Genomic DNA, 19,662 nt, shown 5'->3' on the forward strand with positions numbered 1-19,662 from the left:
GGTCGGTAATGGATTTCAAAATTGGGCCAACAACCAAGCCAGGCCGGCCAAGAGCCATAGCAAGGTGGTCACGGCATTCAACGCTGCGGTCAAGGGCTTTTGCTGCATTCGCTCCCCGAAGGCCGGGCCGAACAGCCGCGCTGGTTCCAGAGCGAATATAAGGAAGTTCAGACTCGCGCCAATCCAGAACAGGCCACCGTGCAGGCTCAGCGTTTGGCGCGAAGCCCATAACAGCAGCAATATGAACAGCGCCAAGCCGCCAAACGCGCCCGAAGCTATGCGTAGCTTGATGGGCGTCACAGGACTGCCCGCCCTGAGCTGATCATTCTGTTTCGGGTCTGAATCTCTTTTTCGCTGCATCGGCAAAAACAAGTGCTTAGAGAATGGCCGGGCGATCCCGCCGCAGCCGCTTGCCCAGCAGCAAAAGCCCCAAGCCCAGCAAAGCATAACTGGCCGGCTCTGGCACAGCGGCGGCCGTCCAGTCTATGGCGAGCCGGCCAGACTGCCAGCGTCCGTCGGGGCTCAGGCCATCCGACGCCGCTTCGCTGAATTCCAGTCGCAGCACGCCATCGGCGCCGACGCTGAAGTCCAAGCCTTGATCGAGCAAATCAATCGAGCCGGTAAAGGACAGGCTGCCGGCAAAGTCGCTGCCGGCACCGGGCGCAAACAGCAGGCCGGCGCTGCTCGTCTGTGAGCCACTCAGGCTCAGCTGCAAGTCCGACAGCCAACTCGGGTTGTAGGCCTCCAGATTGACTTGCCAGCTGAGGCTGTTGATATGAGCCAGCGCGCCGAGATTGACGTTCAGGACGGTGTTGGCGGCCGAGCCGATCACGTCCTGGCTATTGATGCCGCTGACATCAAGCGTCAGCACTTCGGCGCTTGCGGGCATGGCGATGGACGCTGCAGCGGCAAGCGCCAAGCTCCAGCGAGACAGGTATTTCTTCATCATGGGCATCTCAGTTCAAGGCAGGGTGTCGAGTCGAACGTCGGGCTTGGCGCCGGTCAGCGGGCGTGTGAAGTACTGGCCCGCCGTCACCGTTTCATTGAAGAAGCCGCCATTGCGTAAGAAGAACTTGCCGCTGGCGTCGACGCCACCGGCATAGTCCAGGCGCTGCTTGTTGTCGCCGGTCGCGTCGACCGTGAAGCGGGCGCGGTTCAGCTCTTTCCAGCTGCCGTCTTTGTTGACCGCCCATTGCTGGCCATGCAACATCTTGCGTTCTCGCCAACCAAAGTCCCCGTCGAAGTTCTCGGCGAAGGCATAGAAGTCGGTCAGCCAAGTATTGATGTTAGGCCGCGTCCAGGTCGCAATGAAATGCCATTGGCCGTGTTCGGGCGCAAAAAACCAGGCCGAGTACAGGCTGGCACCTTGGCCGTCGGGCCGCACGCGGGTGATGAACTTATAGGTATTGCCGGCCACCCAGGGGTAGAGCAGGTAGGACTGGCCGCCTGTGCCTTCGCCGCCAAAGTCATTGACGACAACGTCCTGGCCTTTCTTGACCAAGGTGGTTTTGCCGCCACCGTCCGGGTCCCAGACCGAGAACAGCACGCGGCGCTCGTCTGGCCCGTTCACCTGTATGCCCATATAGCCCTGGCCGAAGCCATTGGCCATGAAATAGGAGCCGATCGGGTCTTCGCCGACGGGGATTTGCAACTCGCTATAGGCGTACTCGGTATTGGCCGGCACGGCGTAGGACAGATGTACCGAGGGGCCACGGCGCGACCAGTAGTAGTCGTCCGGCGCGTTGGCATATTGCAGGCCGGTGGCGGCCGTGCCGCTTAGCTCGATCGCGGTCAAGTTGCCGAACGCTGCTCCGGTGCGCTTGAGCCCTTGCACATCGATCTTGACGTAGCCGGCCTGGGCCACGTCCACGGTGGCTAAGCTGGTGACTTGCCCTGTGCCAGCATTCAGGCGCTGGGTAAAACTCTTGCCCAGCGCCGTGATGCGCAGCGTGCTCACGCCGCCAGCCGGCGCACTGCCCTTGAGCACGATATTGAACTTGCCCGGCTGCGCGACGCGCACATAAGTGCTGATCACCGTGGCCGGGTCGGTCCAGTCCATCAGGCCTTCTTCATTCGAGATCCACTCTGTCGTGTCGGGGCCGGCTGCGGTGATGTAGGCATTGCCGCCCAGGGCGACCAGCGGTGAGCGGGCTTTGACGGGCGCTGCGGTCGGGGCCGCCAAGGCATGCGCTGTCGGGCCAGCGGCGGCTGCAGGCGCTGCCAGCGCAGGCGCCTCGGCTTCAGCGACGTTGCCGCCGCCACAGGCTGCGAGCGACAGCAGCAACAGGGCGCTGAAGGTGAATTTCCGCGCAGCAGAGATCGGCTGTCTGGTCTGTATGGGCTTGAGGGGTTCGATTGCTTGATGCTGAGGCATGGGCTGGCGAGCCTTTCTTTGAACTGAACTGAGGATGCCGCGCACAGCGGCGCCCGACCCGCCAGAAGCTGGCGGGCCAAGCGTGGCTATGCGTGGATCAGGGGCTGAGTCTTACCAGAACTTATAGCTGGCCGACACGCTGAACACGCGACCGAACAGGTTCTGGGCGTGGTTGTAGCCTTCCCATCCGTTCGGGTCGTACTCGGGCTGCTTGTTCAAGACGTTCTTGATGTTTAGGCCCAGGTTCAAGGTCTTGATCGGCTCCCAGTTGAAGCCCAAATTGACCGTGTAGAAGGCCGGTGCGCCGCCGCAGAGATTGGCCGGCAGGGCCACGTCGGCCGCCGTGCAGCTCGTGGGGTTGTTGTTCTCTTCGTCGGTCTTGTCGTAGGCCCATTTCGTGCCGCCGGTGTAGTTGACGAACAGGCTGCTGCCGAAGTTCTGGAAGCGCCAATCGGCATTGAAGGTCGCGCGGTACTTGGGTTGGCCGTAGTAGCCGACATAGTTCTGCGAGAAGCCGTCGCCCAGCGCGTCATCATGCTTGTTGCGATTCATGATGGTGGCGGCGATACCTAGATTGAGCCTGCCCATTTCGCCCAGACTGAAGCGGCCACGGGCATCGATGTCGAAGCCATCGACCAAGGTGCGGCCACGGTTCAGATAGCTATTGCTCATGCCCGCCAGCAGGCCCACCGAATAGTTCAAGGGCTTGCCCGTGCAGGCGGCCGCATTGGCCGGGTTGGCGCACATGGCGGCGGCGGCTGCGACATTGCTGCGGTCGGTGTCGGTGATAGGGCTGCGGATCACGCCCGGCGCGCCGGCCAGGGTCGGGCCGTATTTCTCGGCGTATTGGTCGTACAGCTCCTGGAAGTCTTGGCGGATGATTTCATCGCGGCGCTGGATCAGCCAATAGTCGGCCGAGATGTCGAAGTCCTTGCCCGGCTGGAACACCAAGCCCAGTGTGCCGCTCTTGGCGGTTTCGGGTTTCAAGTCTTTGTTGGGTGGCGTCAGGCCGGCGATATTGTTGCTGCAGTTGCTGTTGAGCAGGTTCTTGCCCAGGTCTTGGTCGGCCTTGTCGACCGACTTTTTGAGCTGATTGGCAATTGCATTGGTTTCGTTGCAGCGTATCGTGTCCTTCATGCCGCCGCGCTGTGCGAACACGCCGCCTTCGCCGGACTCGGCCAAATTCGGCGCGCGGAAGCCCTGCGAATAGGTGCCGCGCAAGAGCAGCTCAGGCATGGCGCGGAACTTCAGGCCGACCTTGGGTGCGAGGTTGGCGGCGAAGTTCGGGTATTTGTCCAGGCGAACAGCGGCGTCCATCTCCAGGCTTTTGGTGATGGGCACGATGGCCTCGCTGAACAGCGCGCCTATGGTGCGCTGGCCGTCAAACCAGGAGCCGCCTTGCTGGGTGATGTGACCGTCGGCCGCGTCCTTGTTGCCGGGCGTCTCGAACGATTCCCGCATCAGGTTGTAGCCAAAAGCGGCGCGTACATCGCCGGCCGGCAATGTGGCGACCTTGCCTTCGATCTTGCCGTCAAGGCTGATCAGCTTGGTGTGCGAGCGGATGTCAAAGGTCGGGAAGGCCTCGCGGATCAGCGCGGCATTCTTCTCGTTGATCACGCCGAACTGGTAGGCCGGATGGTCGGGGATGAAGCTGCGCTTGCTGACGGGGTCAACGGTAAAGGGGCCAAAAGCCTTCTCGACACCGACGGTGTTGATATTGACGGTCTGAAAGACGGTGGAGTCGCTACCCGCCACGCTCAGGGCGGTTTCATAGTCCCAGCTGCCAAACAAAGTGCCGCGCACGCCGGCCATGGCGCGGTAGCTCTTGTCGGTGGTCTCTTGCCCGAAATGGCCAGGGGCATCCTGCAGCAAATAGCTCAGGCCGGCCGCGCCGCCCATCTTGGCCTGCAACTCCGGTGTCAGCTTGTTGTACTCGTTATTGGGGCCCAAGAACGGAGCCACAAAGGTATTCAGCTTGGTGCCGGTATTGCGCGAGTACCAGTTGATGGTCTGACCGCTGCTGAAGCTGCCCGGCCCGCGCTCGCCGCGCAAATTGACATCGGTGTATACGAACTCGGCAAAGCCCTCCATATCGGGGCTGATATTAAGGCGGCCGGCCAGGTAGCCGGTGGCGCGTTCGCTCTTGGGGCCGGTGTCGAACTGGTTGGGCAGACCGTTGACGACGCAGGTCTTGTTGGCGCCGGAGGTGAAGACGTTGTTGCAGCCGGGAGCCGCCATGCTGGTGCGCACGTTCTTGGAGTCGAACACAAACAAGCTGCCGGGGTTCATCACGCCGGGCTCGCTGCCCACACCGATGCGCAGATTGCTGATGAAATTGGGGTTGTTGACGTAGAACTGCTCGGGGCGCTTCAGATAGGTGTCCGAGAAAGCGATGCGGTCGCGCTGAAACAGATTGACCGAGCCATAGATATTGAAGCGGTCGCGATCAAAGTCGCCGAAGCCGTAGGTGGCGCTGAGCTGATGCTCGCCGAAGGCCTTGACTTCGCGGGAATGGTCGGTCGTGACGCTCATCTGCAGGCCCTGATAAGAGCGCTTGGTGATGACGTTGATGACGCCGGCGATCGCGTCAGAGCCATAGACGGCCGAGGCGCCGTCGGTCAGCACTTCCATGCGCTCAATCGCGGCGGCGGGGATGGCGTCGATATTGACGAACTGGGTCTGGAAGCCTTCGGGCGCGCCGTAAAAGGACAGGCGGCGGCCGTTCAGCAGCACCAAGGTGCCTTGCGCGCCGAGGCCGCGCAGATTGGCTTGCGAGGCGCCGTCCGAGCCGGTGTACATGGAGCGGAAGTCTTGCTGGCCGGGCTTGGCGGCCGGCAGGTTGTCCAGCACCTGCATCAAGGTGCGTGCCCCCATGCTTTCGATCTGCCGGGCCGTGATCACCTGTACTGGCGAAGCCTGCTCGGCGTTGACCCGCTTGATACTGGAGCCGGTCACCTCAACCCGGTCCAATTCCTCCGCGGCATAGGATGTGTGAGCGACTTGCACCAAACCTGCTGCTGCGAGCAGCGCCACCAATTTCCTGACTTTCATCTTTTGTTCTCCGGTTGAAGGCGGTCAGACCCATCTGCCGCCTAGTTCTTAAGTTATTGCCGCCCCTTTTTTTGAGGGGTTCAGCGTTTTCTGCCCTGAATGACTTCGACCTTTGCCTTGGCCCCGCCCACAAGCGCGGCATTGGCCCAGTTGGCGCAAACCTTTTTGGCGTCCTTGCCCACGGCGCCGAGCGTGCGCAGGCTCAGCGAGGTCAAGCCGCGCACGTCGATTTCGGGCTTCACGACGGCGGGTGCTTGCACCAGGCCGCTGTCGTAGAGCAGGCGCTCATCGCCCCAGATCTGGAACTGCAGGCCGCCGTTTGAGCGGCAGCTGTCATCGATGCCAAGGTCGGCGCGGAACAAGTCCCAATTGCCTTGCAGGCTCAGGTCCAGGCGGTCTTGCGCGCCAAAGCCCAGGCCTTGCTGGAAGCGCAGGCCGTTCATGCGCATCGCCTCCGCCCCGCTTGCCGGCCGGTCTTTGGCGATACCCTTGGGCAAGCGCAGTTCGGACAGATAGCGTTGTTGTTGCTCGTCCAGGCCTTCGGCAGCGCGCTGCTCCAGCACATGAAACTCGGACAGCACGATGGGCTCGACCTCGCTGGGCGCCAGCGCATTGAAGGCCTTGGCCACAGGCGCTTGGGTCGCTGCGGCGGTCACCATCTCGTCGACCTTGGCTGAGGCCTGGTCAACTTCAGCGTTATGCGTGCTCAAGACCCGGAACCGCAGGAGGCGACCGGCGGCCGGCTTGGCGAAGGTCACCGTCTGCAAACCTTCTTGCAGCTTGAGCTGACCGACCTGCACCGGCTGGCCCCAATCGCCGTTGTTGTCGCCCAGATAGACCTCGTAATCGCGCACCTGGCCATGCTTCCAGTGCTTGTCATTGCGCGGCGCGATCTCGAAGCCGTCGATCATGCGGCGCTCGCCCAGGCCCAGCACCCATTCATGCGGGCCGGCGCGCATGGCCTGATTGCGCGTCGTGCGGAACCAGGTCTCGGGCTTGCCATCAAAGGCGTTCTCGATCGCGTGGCCCGGCTCTTCGCCGGGGCGGTTGACGACGGTGAGGCTGTCGACCGGCACCTGGCGCCCCAGCACAGGCGCAGCGGGGAAGTCCTCGCCCTTGGCCAGCGCGGTGTCGGGCGAAATCTGCAGCGTGAACTCGGCCGCATGGCGAATGCTGCGCTTGGGCGTCTTGATGTGGACCGTGCCGAACTTGTCGTTCGCATCAAACCACCAGGCTTGCGTGGCGGCGTCAAACGTCGCTTGATCGCCCGACTCTGGCAAGACCTGGCCCCCGAGTTCTACCGCTTGTGGTTTGGCGCGGCTGTGCACGATCAGCGCCAGGCTGCGCTGTGGCTCTTGGCCGGCATAGTCGCCCTGCACCGGGCCGACCTTGACGCGAATGTCACCCGCACCCTGTGTCGGCGCCGTCATCAATATGACTTGGCGGCTGCTCTTGCCCTGCTCGCTGTACTGGCGCGTCAGGCCGTCGTCTTCATACAGCGTGTAGCTCGACTCACCTTGCGGATACAGGTCCAGCGTCAGCTGATCTTTGGGCTTTTGTCCGTCGAACAGGACCTCGGGGTACATCGGCAAAATGGCGCCTGCGCGCACAAACACCGGCAGCTTGTCCAGCGTCACTTGCAGATCAACCGTCTTGCCGGCCTGGCCGGCTTGCACCTGGCGGCCGTCCCAATAGTCGAACCACAGGCCTTGCGGCAAGTAAATGTTCTTGCGCCAGCCCTGGCTGGCGGCCTGGCTGCGGAACACCGGCGCCACCAGCAGGTCGCGCCCCAGCAAGAATTGGTACTTGTGCGCTTCGGTCGCCGCGTTCGGGTCCTTGGGGTGATCCCACATCAGGCCGCGCACAATCGGCGCGCCGCTCGCCTCTGCCTCTTGCGCCAGGCCGTACATATAGGGGGTCAGCCGCAGCTTCAGCTTCAGGTACTTGCGGTTGATGCTGCGGTAAGGCTCCTCATAGGCCCAGGGGTGCTTGCGCGCCTGCGCCGCCCAGCCGCTCATGCCCATCAGCACGGGGGTGAAAGTCTTCCACTGCAGATCGCGGGTGAAGGTCTCGGGGCTGCCGCCGAAGATGGCGTCCACATCGCCGGTCGCGTAAGCCTGGCCCGACAGGGCCGAGCCGATCAGCGTCGGGATATGCCAGCGGATGTAGTCCCAGCTGCTGCTTTGATCACCGGTCCAGGTGACGGCATAGCGCTGTATGCCGGCCCAGCCCATCACGGTCCACAGAAAAGGCCGTGCGTCGGAGTTGTCCAGGATGCCTTGATAGGCCGATTGGTTGGCGTCCATCGCGAACTGGTAGCCCGCGCCCGTCCAGGCCACATCGAGCTTTTGCGCGCGCGTGCCGGCCGTGCCGACTTCCCACTTGATCTTGTCGACCCCGTTCTCGGTCCACAAGCCGGTGCGAAAGCCTAGCTCGCTCAGGCCAGATACGACCTTGGGCAGGTCGGTATAGCCGCAGCCATAGCCATCATTGGGCAAAATCCAGCCACCGGGCATATCGTGCTCGCGGTATTTTTTGGCCACCGACTCGATCACGTCCGGCGTCTTGCCGGTCGGACCGTCGCTCCAGCCCTTTGGCACGGTGCCGGGTTTCTTGACGTTGTCGCCGTCGTTATAGCAATCGGCGTCACCATATTCATAGGCCCAGCGCGGCAGCATCTTGGCGCGTCCGGTCAGCTCGGTGTAGCGGGCCAAGACCTCACGAATGCTGGGGCCGGCGAAGATGAAGGCGTCAAAGCGGCCATCTTGGTGGGCCAGCGTGATGCGCTCGTTCTGGCGCAGATCGTAAGAACCGTCGCGCCAGCTATTGCGCAAAATGCCCCAGCCCTTGGAGCTCATCAGAAAAGGCGCGGGGCTGGGCCGGTCGCCTTCTTCCCAGCCGCCGGAGTAAGAGACTTCGAGCTGCTTTCCCTTGAACTCGAAGCGACCGTTTTGCTGGCCGCCACCGAAGAAACGCTCTGACTTGTCGCTGCTCAGGGTTTGAACCGAAAGCTTGTCGCTCAGGTCCAGGCTTTCGGTTTCGCGCCACAGCAGCTGTTGGTTGTCGGCCCGGTAGAGCGCCAGGCGCAGCGGCTTCTTGTTGATGCGCAGCGCCAGGCTGTCGGTTTGGAGCAGGTAGTGGTCGCCCTGATCGCTGAGCTTGTGCGCGATGGATGCACCCTCAGCGTGGGCTGCTAGGCTTTCGGGCAGCACGATGGGCGCGGCCTTGTCTTCGCTGGCCGCAAATTGGCCGGTGGCGCTCGCTTCGATGCGCAGCACATCGGCCCGCAGCAAGCTGATGCGCAGCCTGGCCTTGCCTTCGGCGCGCAAGTCCCATTGCGGGGCGGCTTGCTGGCCTGTGGCGCCTTCGATGACCTGCTTGGATTGGGGCAGGGCCACCAACTCGCGCAGATTGCCCAGTGAGGCCGCCGCAGCGCGGTCGGCCTGCAGCAAGCCGATGACGATCAATGCCGCCATGCTGGTGGCTCTTCTGATGGCCGATGTCTTGCCGGTTTGCGAGTGCAAGCGATGCTTCATGCCTGTGTTTTCCCTGGCCTATGGCGGCCTTGATCAAAATGACTTGGTCGAACTCTAGGCACCCGACTTGCAACAGTCAATTGAGTGAAAGTCAGACCGAAAGATATACGGCGAAATATAGTGAAAACCACTAGAAATAATCATATGAAACGAAAAAATCATCGCGACTTCGGCGTTGATTCGGCCCATTAAGTGTTGAGCTAATTTGGTGTTTCGCGAGCTATAGCTGCAATCCGCGCGTTCTGTGCTTGCGATTCCTGGTCTCGATTGGCTCTTGAAATTTGTTCTTTCTTTTTTCTTTCGACTTTGCTAAAGTGAAAGTCAAATTGCCTGTCGGCGATCTCGCTCGACTGTCTTCACCGTCTGTTTCCACTGCGCTCAATGAACCCATTACTGACCCGTTCCCGCGATGACTGGCAGGCCCAAGGTGGCCTGTCAACGGCCGAGGAGATTGCCCAGCAGCCGATGGTGTGGCGCGAGCTGGCGCAGTCCTTGGGCCCCGCGCAGCAAGCGGCCTTGGCGGCTTTTCTCGAGGCATGGCTGCGCGAGCCAAGTCATCAGGTCATCCTGACCGGCGCCGGTAGCTCGGCCTATTGCGGTGAGGGCGTGGTCGATGAAATCAACCGCCTGTGGCCTGCGCAGGTGCGCGCGGTGCCGACCACCAGCCTGATCTCGCATCCGGCGCTCTATTTGCGCCGCGATCAGCCGACGCTCTTGGTGTCTTTCGCGCGCAGCGGCAACAGCCCGGAGAGTTTGGGTGCCGTCGATCTTGTGCGTCAGCTGGTGGATCAGCCGCGTTTCTTGAACATTACATGCAATGCCGACGGCGCCTTGTTCTCGCGCAATGGCGCCAAGCGTGACAGCTTCAATCTCCTGATGCCCGCTCGTTCTTGTGACCGGGGCTTCGCGATGACCAGCAGCTTCACTTGCATGCAGTTGGCGGCACTGCTCGCTTTCGGGCGCGACAGCTGGGACGCGCGGCTGGCGCGTGTCGAAGCGCTGGCGACGCAGGCCGAGCGGCTGCTGCGCGACTGGGCGGCGCCGCTGGCCGCTTTGGCGCAAGAGCCGTTTGCGCGCCTGGTCTATTTGGGCAGCGGGCCGCTGGAGGCCTTGGCCAAAGAGTCGGCCTTGAAGATCCTGGAGCTGACCTGTGGCCATGTGCTGGCTTTCGCCAACACCTGCCTGGGCTTTCGTCATGGCCCCAAGTCGATTCTGAACGAGAACACCTTGGTGATGGTGTTCCCGTCCAGCGACGCCCATGTCCGCAAGTTTGACGCCGACCTGGTGGCCGAGCTTCAGCGCGAGGGCGTGGCGGGGCGTGTCTTGCAAGTGGGGCTTGTGGCGCCGGCTGGATCAGACTCCCCGGCCGACCTCATTGCGCCCGCCGGCAATTTGCTGTGCAGCGTCGGCGCCGAGCTGGCGGCCGCGGACGACTGTTGGCTGGCGCCCTTGTGGTTGTTGGCGGCGCAGCAATATGCGCTGCACCGTTCCGCCGCACTGGGGCTGACCCCGGACAACCCCTTCCCCGACGGCACCGTCAACCGCGTCGTTCAAGGCGTCACCCTTCACGCTTATGTCGCAGCCGTCCAGCACTGAGGGCATGCTTTACGGTGTCGACATCGGCGGCACCAAAATGGAGCTGGTGGCCTACCAAGGGGCGGACTTGACCGAGCGCTGGCGGCGCCGTGTCGACACGCCGACAAGGGATTTCACCGCCTTTGTTGAAGCGCTGGCGGGCTTGGTGGAGGCGGCCGATGCGAGCCTGGGTCAGCGCGGCGCCATCGGCTTGGGGCTGCCCGGCGTGGTCGACCCGCGCAGCGGCTTGCAGCTCAGTTCCAATGTGCCGGCGCTGAACGGGCAAGCGGTGGCGCCGGCCTTGACGGCGCGCTTGCAGCGCCCGGTGGTGATAGGCAATGACTGCCAGTGTTTCGCGCTGTCCGAGGCTTGCGGTGGCGCGGCGGCCGGCGCCGAGAGCATGTTTGGCGCCATCTTGGGCACCGGCGCCGGGGGCGGCTATTGTGTCGGCGGGCGCTTGCTGCGCGGCTACAACAGCCTGGCCGGCGAGTGGGGCCATTGCAGCTTGCCCGCCACCCTGCGAGAGCAGCACGGCCTGCCGCTCTGGCCCTGTGCATGCGGACTAAACGCTTGTTTGGAGCGTTATGTGTCCGGCAGCGGGCTGGCCGCGCTGTACCGATATTTTGGCGGGCCGGCGCTTGATGCGGCCGCCATCAATGCACAGGCCGAGGCGGGTGAGGCCTTGGCGCAGCGCACGCTGGCCGTGCATCTGGACCTGCTCGCCCACGGCCTGGCCGGGCTGGTGCTGGTCTTGGACCCGCATGTGATCGTGCTGGGCGGCGGCCTGTCCAAGCTGCAGCGCCTGTACCGCGATCTTCCTGCCGCCGTGGCGCGCCATTTGTTTGCCGGCGCGCGCGTGCCGCAGATTCTGCCGCCCGCGTTTGGTGACGCCGGCGGCACGCGCGGTGCGGCCTTGTTGGCGCGGCAACAGCAGCAGCAATAACAGTCCATTCCCAATTTCTGAGAACCTCCATGTCGCATCTTCTTGACATCATCAGCGCCCACCGCCAAGGCCGGCCGGTCGGCATCTACAGCGTCTGCTCGGCCAACGAATATGTGTTGCGGGCCGCCTTTGAACAAGCGGCGCGTTACGGCACGCCCTTGTTGATCGAGTCAACCTCGAACCAGGTCGACCAGTTCGGCGGCTATACCGGCATGAACCCCGTGCAGTTCCGAAGCTATGTCCTGAAGCTCGCCGAAGAGGCCGGCTTCCCACCAGAGCGTTTGGTGTTGGGCGGTGACCACCTCGGCCCCAATGCCTGGCAGCATCTGCCGGCCGCCGAGGCGATGGGTTTTGCGACCGAGTTGATCCGCAGCTATGTGGCGGCGGGCTTCGAGAAGATCCATCTCGATTGCAGCATGGCTTGCGCGGATGATCCCAAACGGCTGCCGGACGCAGTAGTGGCCGAGCGCTCGGCGCAATTGGCCCTGGTGGCCGAAGCCGCTGCACAGGCTGCTGGTTTGCCGGCGCCGGTCTATGTGATCGGCACCGAAGTGCCCATTCCCGGTGGCGAGGCTTCGCTGGGCGCCGGCGTGGCGGTGACCACGCCTGCGGCGGCAGCGGCCACCTTGGCCGTGCACGCGGCCGCCTTTGCCGCCCATGGGCTGCAGTCTGCTTGGCAACGAGTGATTGCAATGGTGGTACAGCCGGGTGTGGACTTCGATCACAGCCAGATCCAGCATTACGAGCCCGCTGCCGCGACCGCGCTGTCTAACTTCGTCGCTCAGCAGATGGATCCGCCGGCGCTGGTCTTCGAGGCGCATTCGACCGATTACCAAACCGAGAGCGCCATGCATGCGCTGGTGCGCGATCATTTTGCGATCCTGAAAGTCGGCCCGGCGGTCACCTTTGCGCTGCGCGAGGCCTGGTTTGCCTTGGCGGCGATCGAGCGCGAGATCGTCCCGTTTGGGCGGCAGTCGCAGTTGCCGGCGGTGCTGGAGCAGCGCATGCTGGCCGAGCCCAAACATTGGCTCAAGCATTACGCCGGCACGCCGGCTCAGCAACATCTGCTGCGCGCTTATGCGCTGAGCGACCGCTGCCGCTACTACTGGGGCGATGCGGCCGTGCTGGCCGCCGTGGCCAAGCTGATCGCCAATTTGGAGCAGCAGCCTATTCCCTTGCCCCTGCTGAGCCAATACCTGCCCGAGCAGTTCGATGCGGTACTTGCCAGCGATTTGGCGGCCCAGCCTCGCGCGCTGGCCCAGCACAAGGTGGGCATGGTGCTGGCGCGTTATGCGCGGGCCTGCAGCCGCAACCGGCATGCCGCAAGCGAAAGTACCAATGCTCAAAATCTTTCGTTTGCATAAAATGCTTGCTGTCAAAACGAAAGAGTTGAAAAGTAAGCCATGAGCAAGAACGAAAAGCCGCCAAGCCGCAATACCGGCCAGCGTCGTGAGCAAATCATGCAGTTGCTGATGGAGCAGGGGCGCGTGGATGTGTCGGACTTGGCGCCCAAGCTGGGCGTATCCACGGTGACGATTCGCAGCGATCTGGCCGCTTTCGAGGAGCAGGGCCTGGTCACGCGCAGCTACGGCGGCGCCGCGCTCAAGCGCATGCCGCCCCAAGAACACAATATTCGCCAGAAAGACGGCTTGAATAGCAGCCTGAAGGAGCGCATCGGCACGCGTGCCGCCCAGATGGTCAACTCGGGCGACAACATCATCATCGACTCCGGCACCACGACGATGGCCTTGGCCCACCACCTGCGCGAGCTGCGCAATGTGACGGTGATGACCAACGGCCTGAACATTGCTTGGGAGCTGGCCGATGCCGAGGGCGTCGAGCTGATGCTGACCGGCGGCCTCTTGCGCAAGAAGTCGCTGTCCATCCTGGGCACGCAGGCCGAGGCCTGCTTGGGCGGCTATATCTTTGACAAACTCTTTCTCGGCGTGGACGGCTGCGACCTGCAGTTCGGCTTGACCACCCACCATGAGGCGGAAGCCAGGCTCAATCACATGATGGTGGAGCGGGCCAAAAAGGTCATCGTGCTGAGTGACTCCAGCAAGTTTGGCCGCGTCAGCTTGCACCGCATCGTGCAGCTCGACCGTGTGCATACCTTGATCACCGACGCCGGCATCAGCAGCGAGTACCGCGACGGCCTGCAGCGTTTAGGCATAGAGCTGATCATCGTCGAATGAAAACAAGGCCAAACAGCTTGTCGGGACGCATCCTGACGCCGGGCGGCTGGCTGCTCGGCCGGATCGAATTCGCGGAGCATGTACTCAATATTTACCCCGATGCTGACGCACCATCCGAGCTGAGCATTCTGCCGGGCTTCGTGGACCTGCATGTGCATGGCGGCGCGGGTGTGGACATCATGCAGGGCGGTGATACGGCGGTGCAGGTCGCGCGCGCCCATGCCCAGCACGGCACGACGGTGATCTTGGGCACGACCATGACCGCCAGCCCGGCCGCTATTGAACATGCCTTGGAGGGCTTGGCGGAGGCGATCTCACAGCGCGCGCCCGGCACGGCCCGCATCCTCGGCGTGCATCTGGAAGGCCCTTTCATCAGCGAGAAGCGCCTGGGCGCTCAGCCCAATCTGGTCTGCTCGGCGACGCTGGAGCAGGTCTTGCATTACCACTCGATTGCGCCGATCAAGGTCTTGACCCTGGCGCCCGAACTGAGCGGGCACTTGGCATTGATCCCGCAACTCAAAGAGTTGGGTATCCGCGTGCAGATCGGCCATTCGGCCGGCAGTTATGAAGAGGGGCTGGCGGCGCTGCAAGCCGGCGTTGCGGGCTTCACCCATCTGTTCAACGGCATGACGCCGCTGAATCATTACCAGCCCGGCATGGTCGGTGCGGCCCTGGCCCATGCCGAATATGCGGAGTTGATTCCAGATCTGCAGCATGTGCATCCAGGTGCGATGCGCGCCGCCATCCGCGCCATCCCCAAGCTCTTTTGCGTCACCGATGCAACGGCCGCCACCGGCATGCCGGACGGTGAATATGCGCTGGGCTCGCAAACGGTGATGAAGTGTCTGGGCTGCGTGCGTCTTGCTTCTGGGTCGTTGGCCGGCAGCGCCTTGACGATGGACCAGGCGCTGCGTAATTTGGTCTCCATCGGTCTTGATCTGGCGGCTGCGTCGAACTGCCTGTCCCGCCACCCGGCCGACTATCTGGGACTGCCCGATCGCGGCCGCATTGCGCCGGGCGCCTGGGCCGACTTTGTCGTCTTGGATGCCGATCTGCAAGTGCAGACCGTCGTCATCGAAGGTGAATTGGTTTCTCTCGTTTGACCGTTCAAGGAACGACCCGCATGAATGCACCCGCTTTCGCCATACCCATGGCCGCCAATGATTCGCCCAAAGTCTGGTCTATGCGCTTCATGCTCTTTATCGCCGGCATGGGCGGCCTGCTCTACGGCATCGACATCGGCATCATCGCCGGCGCGCTGCCCTATCTGGAGTCCACCGCCTCGGTAACGTGGCGTTTGAGCGCACAGCAGCTTGGCTTTATCGTGGCGGCCGTGCTCTTGGGCAGCGTCTTGTCGTCCTTGTTTGCTGGGGCGCTGGCCGATTGGGTCGGCCGTAAGAAGGTGATGGTGCTGAGTGGCTTGTTGTTCACCTTGAGCATCCCCATCATTGCCTTGGCCGACGGTTACACGCCGCTGCTGCTGGGGCGTTTGCTGCAAGGCATCAGCGGCGGCTTGATTGGCGTGGTGGTGCCGCTATACCTGGCCGAATGCCTGACGGCCGACAAGCGCGGGCGCGGCACCGCGATGTTTCAACTCTTGTTGACGATAGGCCTGGTGGTGGCGGCCTTGATCGGCCTTTACTACGCCCGCGAGGTGGAGACCTTCGCCGGCGGCAGTGGGGACGCCTTGTTCGCGGCCAAGGACCAGGCTTGGCGCAGCATTTTCTGGATTTGCCTTGCCCCTGGTTTGGTTTTTACCGTCGGCTGCTTGTTCCTGAGTGAGTCGCCGCGCTGGTTGGTCGGGCGCGGCCGCCCGGCCGATATCCGCGCTGCGCGGGCCGCGCTCTTGCGCAGCCGCAGTGCGGCAGCCACCGAGCAAGAGCTCAGCGATATGCAGCAGGCCCGAGCGATATCGACCGGCACGGCGGGTCAAAGCCAAAGCGCGCGCGAGCCTTTGCTGAGCCGGCGCTATCTGGTGCCCTTTGTCTTGGCCTGCGTGATCCTGGCCTGCACCCAGGCGACCGGCATCAACTCGATCTTGGCCTATGTGGTGAACATCTTGAATCAAGCCGGCTTGAGCGGATCGACGGCCAATTCGGCCGACGTGGCCATCAAGGTTTTGAACGCAGTGATGACCGTGGTGGCGCTGCTGCTGGTGGACCGCAAGGGGCGCAAATTCCTCTTGATGCTGGGCAGTGGTGGCATCTTTTTGTCTTTGATTTTGGCCGGCAGTTTGTTCTGGTCGGCCGAGCGGGGCCGCGTTGACGTGACGCCGACCCTGCAGCAGCTGGTGCAGCAAGACCGCCTGCAGCTGAGTGTCGATGCTGCCGGCCTGGCCCGGCTCGGTGTGGCCGCAGGCGGCGCCCCGCAACAGCTGACCCTGTCCTACGCCTTCGGCGACTTCAGCAATGTGCAGAGCCGGCGCAGCGACGAACTGGATGCCCGGCCGATCGAGATTTCACGCGAGCACACAGTGCAAGCCGACAGCGTGATCGGGGCCTTCTTTCGCCGCCTGCATCTGAACCCCTTTGCCGACCCCGTCAGCGCTGCCAGCGCGCCTTTGGTCATTACGCAGGCCCTGGTCGGCCCGGTGCCCAGCGCCACCCATGGCTGGCTGGTGACGGCTTGCATCTTCGCCTTTGTGGCCTTCTTCGCGGTGGGGCCGGGCGTGTGTGTCTGGCTGGCGCTGTCGGAGCTGATGCCCACGCGCATTCGCTCCAACGGCATGAGTATTGCCTTGCTGATCAATCAGTTTGTGTCCACCACGATCGCGGCGGTGTTCTTGCCTACCGTCGGCAATCATGGTTATGCGGCGATGTTCTTTTTCTGGGCCGGCTGTACGGTGGTCTATTTCTTGGTGGCGGCTTTTGTATTGCCGGAGACCAAGGGCAAGACGCTGGAGCAGATCGAGGCGCATTTCGCGCGTCGGCGCTGAAGCCTGAGCAAGCTGCTAGACGCAGGCCATCAGACGCCGCGTCTTTTGCAAATGCCAGGCCATGTTCAAGGCTTCAAATGAGGCTGCGGCTTCACTCAGTTGGTGCTGCGCCGGCTCACCCAGGGCCAAGGCAAGTTCGGCCGCGCAGAGTTGATTGACGGCCGCCTCATGCGCCGAGCCACGCAGCGCAGCCACACGCTGCGCGGCCGCCAAGTAATGACTAGCCCGCGCGGCTTGGCCGGCGTCAGCGGCCAAGCGGGCCGCCGCCCGGTAGGCCATGGCCACGCCTATCCAGTCGCGCTGACGCGCCCGCCGCAAGGCCTGTGCGACCTGCTGGCGCGCGCCGGCCGCATCACCTTGCTCGGCCAGCAGCTCGGCCCGCCAACCGTGAATCAGCGAGCTGAACAAGCCGCCGCCGCGAGATGCCAGCCAGTTCGCCGCAACCTGCAGGCCCAGCGCGGATGCCGCTGAGCGCTCGGTCTGCCAGTCGGCGAAAGCGCAAACCGCATGTCCCATCGAATAGGTGAACAGGCTGCGTACCAGGCCGCCGATGCGCTGCGCCTCGGCCGCGGCCTGCCTTGCCTCGGGCCAGCGGCCCTGCCACAAAAACACCGCCGCTCGCCAACCCTGCACCGAAGCCTCAACGGCATGGTTGCTGCCCTGAATGATGGCCAGCGCCTCATCAAAGTAGGCATGCGCCTCGCCAAACTGGCCTTGATCACCCAAGACATAGGCGCGGCAAGCGAGCGAATAGGCCAGGCTGACGGCCGGCCGTGCGGGCGGTACCGTCGCCTGATTCAAAGGCCGCAAGAACGCGATCGCCTGATCCAGCAAGCCCAGCGCGGCCGGGTAATCTGCCGCTGCGGCCAATAGCTGGCCCTGCGCGCCGAGCAACTGCGCGAGCAGCGCACCATTGGGGGGCTGCTTGACTTGCGCCGCTTGCAGCCCGCGCTCGCAGTGCAAGAGTCCTTCTCGCACCTCGCCCAGCGCATAGCTGGCATAACCCAGCCAATAGTCGGCCCGCGCAATCAAGTCTGCGTCGCCGCTGCCTTGAGCCAGTTGCACCGCATGCTGCAGCACCCGCAAATCGGCTCTTGAGGCGTCAAACACGCAGGCGATGCCGAAGCGCTGCGCGATAGCCACCCAGCGCATATCAATGTCGCCGCTGCTGGGCAGATGCTCCAGCGCCGTCAGGGCGGCGCGGTATTGCTTTTTGGCCCGGTCCAGCGCCGAGGCGGCCAGGGCTTGATCGCCGGCCCGCTCCGCATGCAGGGCGGCTTCCGCCCATTGCTCGGCCGCCGCCGCGTGATAGCCCAATAGTTCATCGGTGGCTTGGCGGGGCGTGTCGTGCACCTGTGAGCGCAACTCCGCCGCGATATGGCGGTGCATGGCCTGACGCTCATGCCAGCCAATCGACTCGTAGACCACGTCCCGGGTCAGTCCATGCTTGAAGCGAAAGAAACCGGCCCGCCGGTCCGGGAAGACAAAGTCGCGCTCGGCCAGCGCCAGCACGGCCGGGTCCTGCTCGGTGCAGCCGGTCAAGCGTTGCAGTAGCCAGGTCGGGATGACATTGCCGATGACGGCTGCGGCGCGCAGCAAGGCCGCTTGCTCGGGCGCCAAACGCGCGACCCGCGACAGCGTCAGCGCGGCCAGCCAGGCCTGCCCCGCCGAGTCAGCTCGGGGGCGTATCAACGCCCGGCGTCCGGCATGCTCATGCTTGATGGCGTGACACAGCTCTTCAATGAACAGCGGGTTGCCGCCCGCATGGCGCTGAATATCGAGCGCCACAAAAGGGTCGGTATTGGGCAAGAGCTGAACAATCGCCTGTTCGGCATCGTTCGCATCGAAGGGCGCCAACTCCAATACCCGGGCCCCGTCGGCCTGCAGTTCGGTCTCTTGCGGCCGGCTTGCCGTCAGCAACAGCAGGGGCAGTTGCTGCTCGCGCGCCAGCGCATACACGCGGTGCAGCAAGAGGAGGCTGGCGTCATCGGCCCATTGCAAGTCATCAATGAAAATCACTTGGGGTCTTTGGCGGGCCAGCGCTTGCAAGAGCTGCAAGAGCCCGGCCGGTCGGGCCGCGGCCTCGGCCGTCAAGAGCGCGGCAGCAATTCCCAGCCCCTGCGAAGCCAAGGCACGCAGCATCTGCAAATAAGGTTGCAGCGGCTCGGCGCTCAAATAGCTCTCGCAATAGCCGCGCTGCACCTGGCAGTTCTGGGCGGCCGTGCGAGCCAAGAATTCTTCGGTCAGCCGCGTCTTGCCCACACCGGCACTGGCCCGAATATTGATCCAAGCCGGCCGACCCTGCTGTGCTTCGGCCAGCGCAAGTTCGAGTTGCTTCAACTCGAACTTGCGGCCCACAAAAGGCGCCAAGCCGCGCTGCTGGCTGGCTTCGAAGCGCCGGCCTATCGCTGCCCGACCCTTGATCGCATAGACCGCCAGCGCGCTGCTGCGGCCCTTGAGCTGCACCAGCCGGCGCTCACTGGTTTGGAAGTAATGGCAATGCAGGCCCAGGGTCTCTTCGCTGACGAGGATTTCATCGGCGCCGGCCTGGTCAGACAGGCGGGCGGCGAAATTCGGCGTGTTGCCCAGCAGATCGAAACGCCCCCTGACCGCGTCGCCTTCTTCAACCAAGACAATGCCGGCGTGGATGCCCGAGTGCAGGCTCAGCTCCTGGCCATGCGGCCATTGGCCGCTGCTGCCGGGTGGGCGCATCAAGCGCACCAGCTGGTGCAACTCAAGCGCGGCCTCGGTGGCGCGCCGCCCATCGTCTTCGCGCATCTGCGGGTGGCCAAAGATGGCCAACATGCCGTCACCCTGGATCCGAACGACCGTGCCGCCGTGGCGTGGCACCACGCTTTGGTAGAGCGCACGCAAGTCGCGCAGCATCAGCGCGTAATGCTCAGCCTGCATGGCGTCCGCGAGCCGGGTGGACTCGGATAAATCGGCAAACAGCACGGTCAGATTACGGCGCTCGCCCGGCGCTTGCGGCGCCGACGCGCGATCGGTCGGATGCATCATGGGCAGAGGTATTTTTCACCTCATCATAGAGGGAC

At 63.6% G+C, this 19,662-nt stretch carries 12 protein-coding genes; 6 read left to right on the plus strand and 6 right to left on the minus strand.

From position 1 onward, the window contains the following. Positions 1 to 15: 15 nt before the first annotated feature. The 5 genes from LNV08_RS13045 to LNV08_RS13065 form a co-directional block, all read right to left on the minus strand. On the minus strand, positions 16 to 300 hold the full coding sequence (locus tag LNV08_RS13045; RefSeq protein WP_263534150.1) for a hypothetical protein: 285 nt from the start codon (positions 298 to 300) through the stop codon (positions 16 to 18). A gap of 76 nt (positions 301 to 376) precedes the next feature. Continuing rightward, a complete protein-coding gene (locus LNV08_RS13050) occupies positions 377 to 949 on the minus strand; it encodes a PEP-CTERM sorting domain-containing protein (protein ID WP_263534151.1) in 573 nt (190 codons plus the stop codon). 12 nt (positions 950 to 961) lie between these two features. Beyond that, positions 962 to 2,374, minus strand: a complete 1,413-nt coding sequence (locus LNV08_RS13055; protein ID WP_263534152.1) for a DUF3472 domain-containing protein — start codon at positions 2,372 to 2,374, stop codon at positions 962 to 964. Between the two features lie 111 nt (positions 2,375 to 2,485). Then, positions 2,486 to 5,425, minus strand: a complete 2,940-nt coding sequence (locus LNV08_RS13060; RefSeq protein ID WP_263534153.1) for a TonB-dependent receptor domain-containing protein — start codon at positions 5,423 to 5,425, stop codon at positions 2,486 to 2,488. Positions 5,426 to 5,505: 80 nt separating this feature from the next. Further along, on the minus strand, positions 5,506 to 8,961 hold the full coding sequence (locus tag LNV08_RS13065) for a TIM-barrel domain-containing protein (protein WP_263534154.1): 3,456 nt from the start codon (positions 8,959 to 8,961) through the stop codon (positions 5,506 to 5,508). 381 nt (positions 8,962 to 9,342) lie between these two features. On the opposite strand from LNV08_RS13065, the gene LNV08_RS13070 reads away from it, so the two are divergent. From LNV08_RS13070 to LNV08_RS13095, 6 genes are read left to right on the plus strand one after another with little or no spacing between them, the layout of a single operon-like run. Beyond that, positions 9,343 to 10,557 carry an SIS domain-containing protein gene (locus tag LNV08_RS13070; protein WP_263534155.1) on the plus strand — a complete coding sequence of 405 codons (1,215 nt, stop codon included), beginning with the start codon at positions 9,343 to 9,345 and terminating at the stop codon, positions 10,555 to 10,557. Next, positions 10,535 to 11,479: an ROK family protein gene (locus tag LNV08_RS13075; protein ID WP_263534156.1), complete on the plus strand. Its 945-nt coding sequence runs from the start codon at positions 10,535 to 10,537 to the stop codon at positions 11,477 to 11,479. The genes LNV08_RS13070 and LNV08_RS13075 overlap by 23 nt, the downstream gene beginning before the upstream one ends. A gap of 29 nt (positions 11,480 to 11,508) precedes the next feature. Continuing rightward, entirely contained in the window at positions 11,509 to 12,843 is a 1,335-nt protein-coding gene (locus tag LNV08_RS13080; RefSeq protein ID WP_263534157.1) for a D-tagatose-bisphosphate aldolase, class II, non-catalytic subunit, read from the plus strand. A 39-nt stretch (positions 12,844 to 12,882) separates the two neighbouring features. After that, entirely contained in the window at positions 12,883 to 13,674 is a 792-nt protein-coding gene (locus LNV08_RS13085; RefSeq protein ID WP_263534158.1) for a DeoR family transcriptional regulator, read from the plus strand. Further along, the gene (nagA, locus tag LNV08_RS13090) at positions 13,671 to 14,777 is read left to right on the plus strand and encodes an N-acetylglucosamine-6-phosphate deacetylase (protein ID WP_263534159.1); all 1,107 of its coding nucleotides are present in this window, start codon (positions 13,671 to 13,673) and stop codon (positions 14,775 to 14,777) included. The genes LNV08_RS13085 and nagA overlap by 4 nt, the downstream gene beginning before the upstream one ends. Positions 14,778 to 14,797: 20 nt before the next feature. Further along, positions 14,798 to 16,609, plus strand: a complete 1,812-nt coding sequence (locus LNV08_RS13095) for a sugar porter family MFS transporter (protein ID WP_263534160.1) — start codon at positions 14,798 to 14,800, stop codon at positions 16,607 to 16,609. A gap of 15 nt (positions 16,610 to 16,624) precedes the next feature. On the opposite strand, the gene LNV08_RS13100 is transcribed toward LNV08_RS13095, so the two are convergent. Further along, positions 16,625 to 19,627, minus strand: coding sequence for an AAA family ATPase (locus LNV08_RS13100; protein WP_263534161.1), 3,003 nt, complete (start codon positions 19,625 to 19,627; stop codon positions 16,625 to 16,627). Positions 19,628 to 19,662: the final 35 nt, after the last annotated feature.

It is taken from the genome of Paucibacter sp. TC2R-5, from assembly GCF_025717605.1.
GTDB lineage: Bacteria > Pseudomonadota > Gammaproteobacteria > Burkholderiales > Burkholderiaceae_C > Paucibacter_A > Paucibacter_A albus.

Excerpts from the sequence above, each read along its gene's own strand:
- LNV08_RS13050 (WP_263534151.1), bottom strand. The coding sequence starts at position 949 with ATGATGAAGAAATACCTGTCTCGCTGGAGCTTGGCGCTTGCCGCTGCA.
- LNV08_RS13055 (WP_263534152.1), bottom strand. The coding sequence starts at position 2,374 with ATGCCTCAGCATCAAGCAATCGAACCCCTCAAGCCCATACAGACCAGA.
- LNV08_RS13060 (WP_263534153.1), bottom strand. The coding sequence starts at position 5,425 with ATGAAAGTCAGGAAATTGGTGGCGCTGCTCGCAGCAGCAGGTTTGGTG.
- LNV08_RS13065 (WP_263534154.1), bottom strand. The coding sequence starts at position 8,961 with ATGAAGCATCGCTTGCACTCGCAAACCGGCAAGACATCGGCCATCAGA.
- LNV08_RS13070 (WP_263534155.1), top strand. The coding sequence starts at position 9,343 with ATGAACCCATTACTGACCCGTTCCCGCGATGACTGGCAGGCCCAAGGT.
- LNV08_RS13075 (WP_263534156.1), top strand. The coding sequence starts at position 10,535 with ATGTCGCAGCCGTCCAGCACTGAGGGCATGCTTTACGGTGTCGACATC.
- LNV08_RS13080 (WP_263534157.1), top strand. The coding sequence starts at position 11,509 with ATGTCGCATCTTCTTGACATCATCAGCGCCCACCGCCAAGGCCGGCCG.
- LNV08_RS13085 (WP_263534158.1), top strand. The coding sequence starts at position 12,883 with ATGAGCAAGAACGAAAAGCCGCCAAGCCGCAATACCGGCCAGCGTCGT.
- nagA (WP_263534159.1), top strand. The coding sequence starts at position 13,671 with ATGAAAACAAGGCCAAACAGCTTGTCGGGACGCATCCTGACGCCGGGC.
- LNV08_RS13095 (WP_263534160.1), top strand. The coding sequence starts at position 14,798 with ATGAATGCACCCGCTTTCGCCATACCCATGGCCGCCAATGATTCGCCC.
- LNV08_RS13100 (WP_263534161.1), bottom strand. The coding sequence starts at position 19,627 with ATGATGCATCCGACCGATCGCGCGTCGGCGCCGCAAGCGCCGGGCGAG.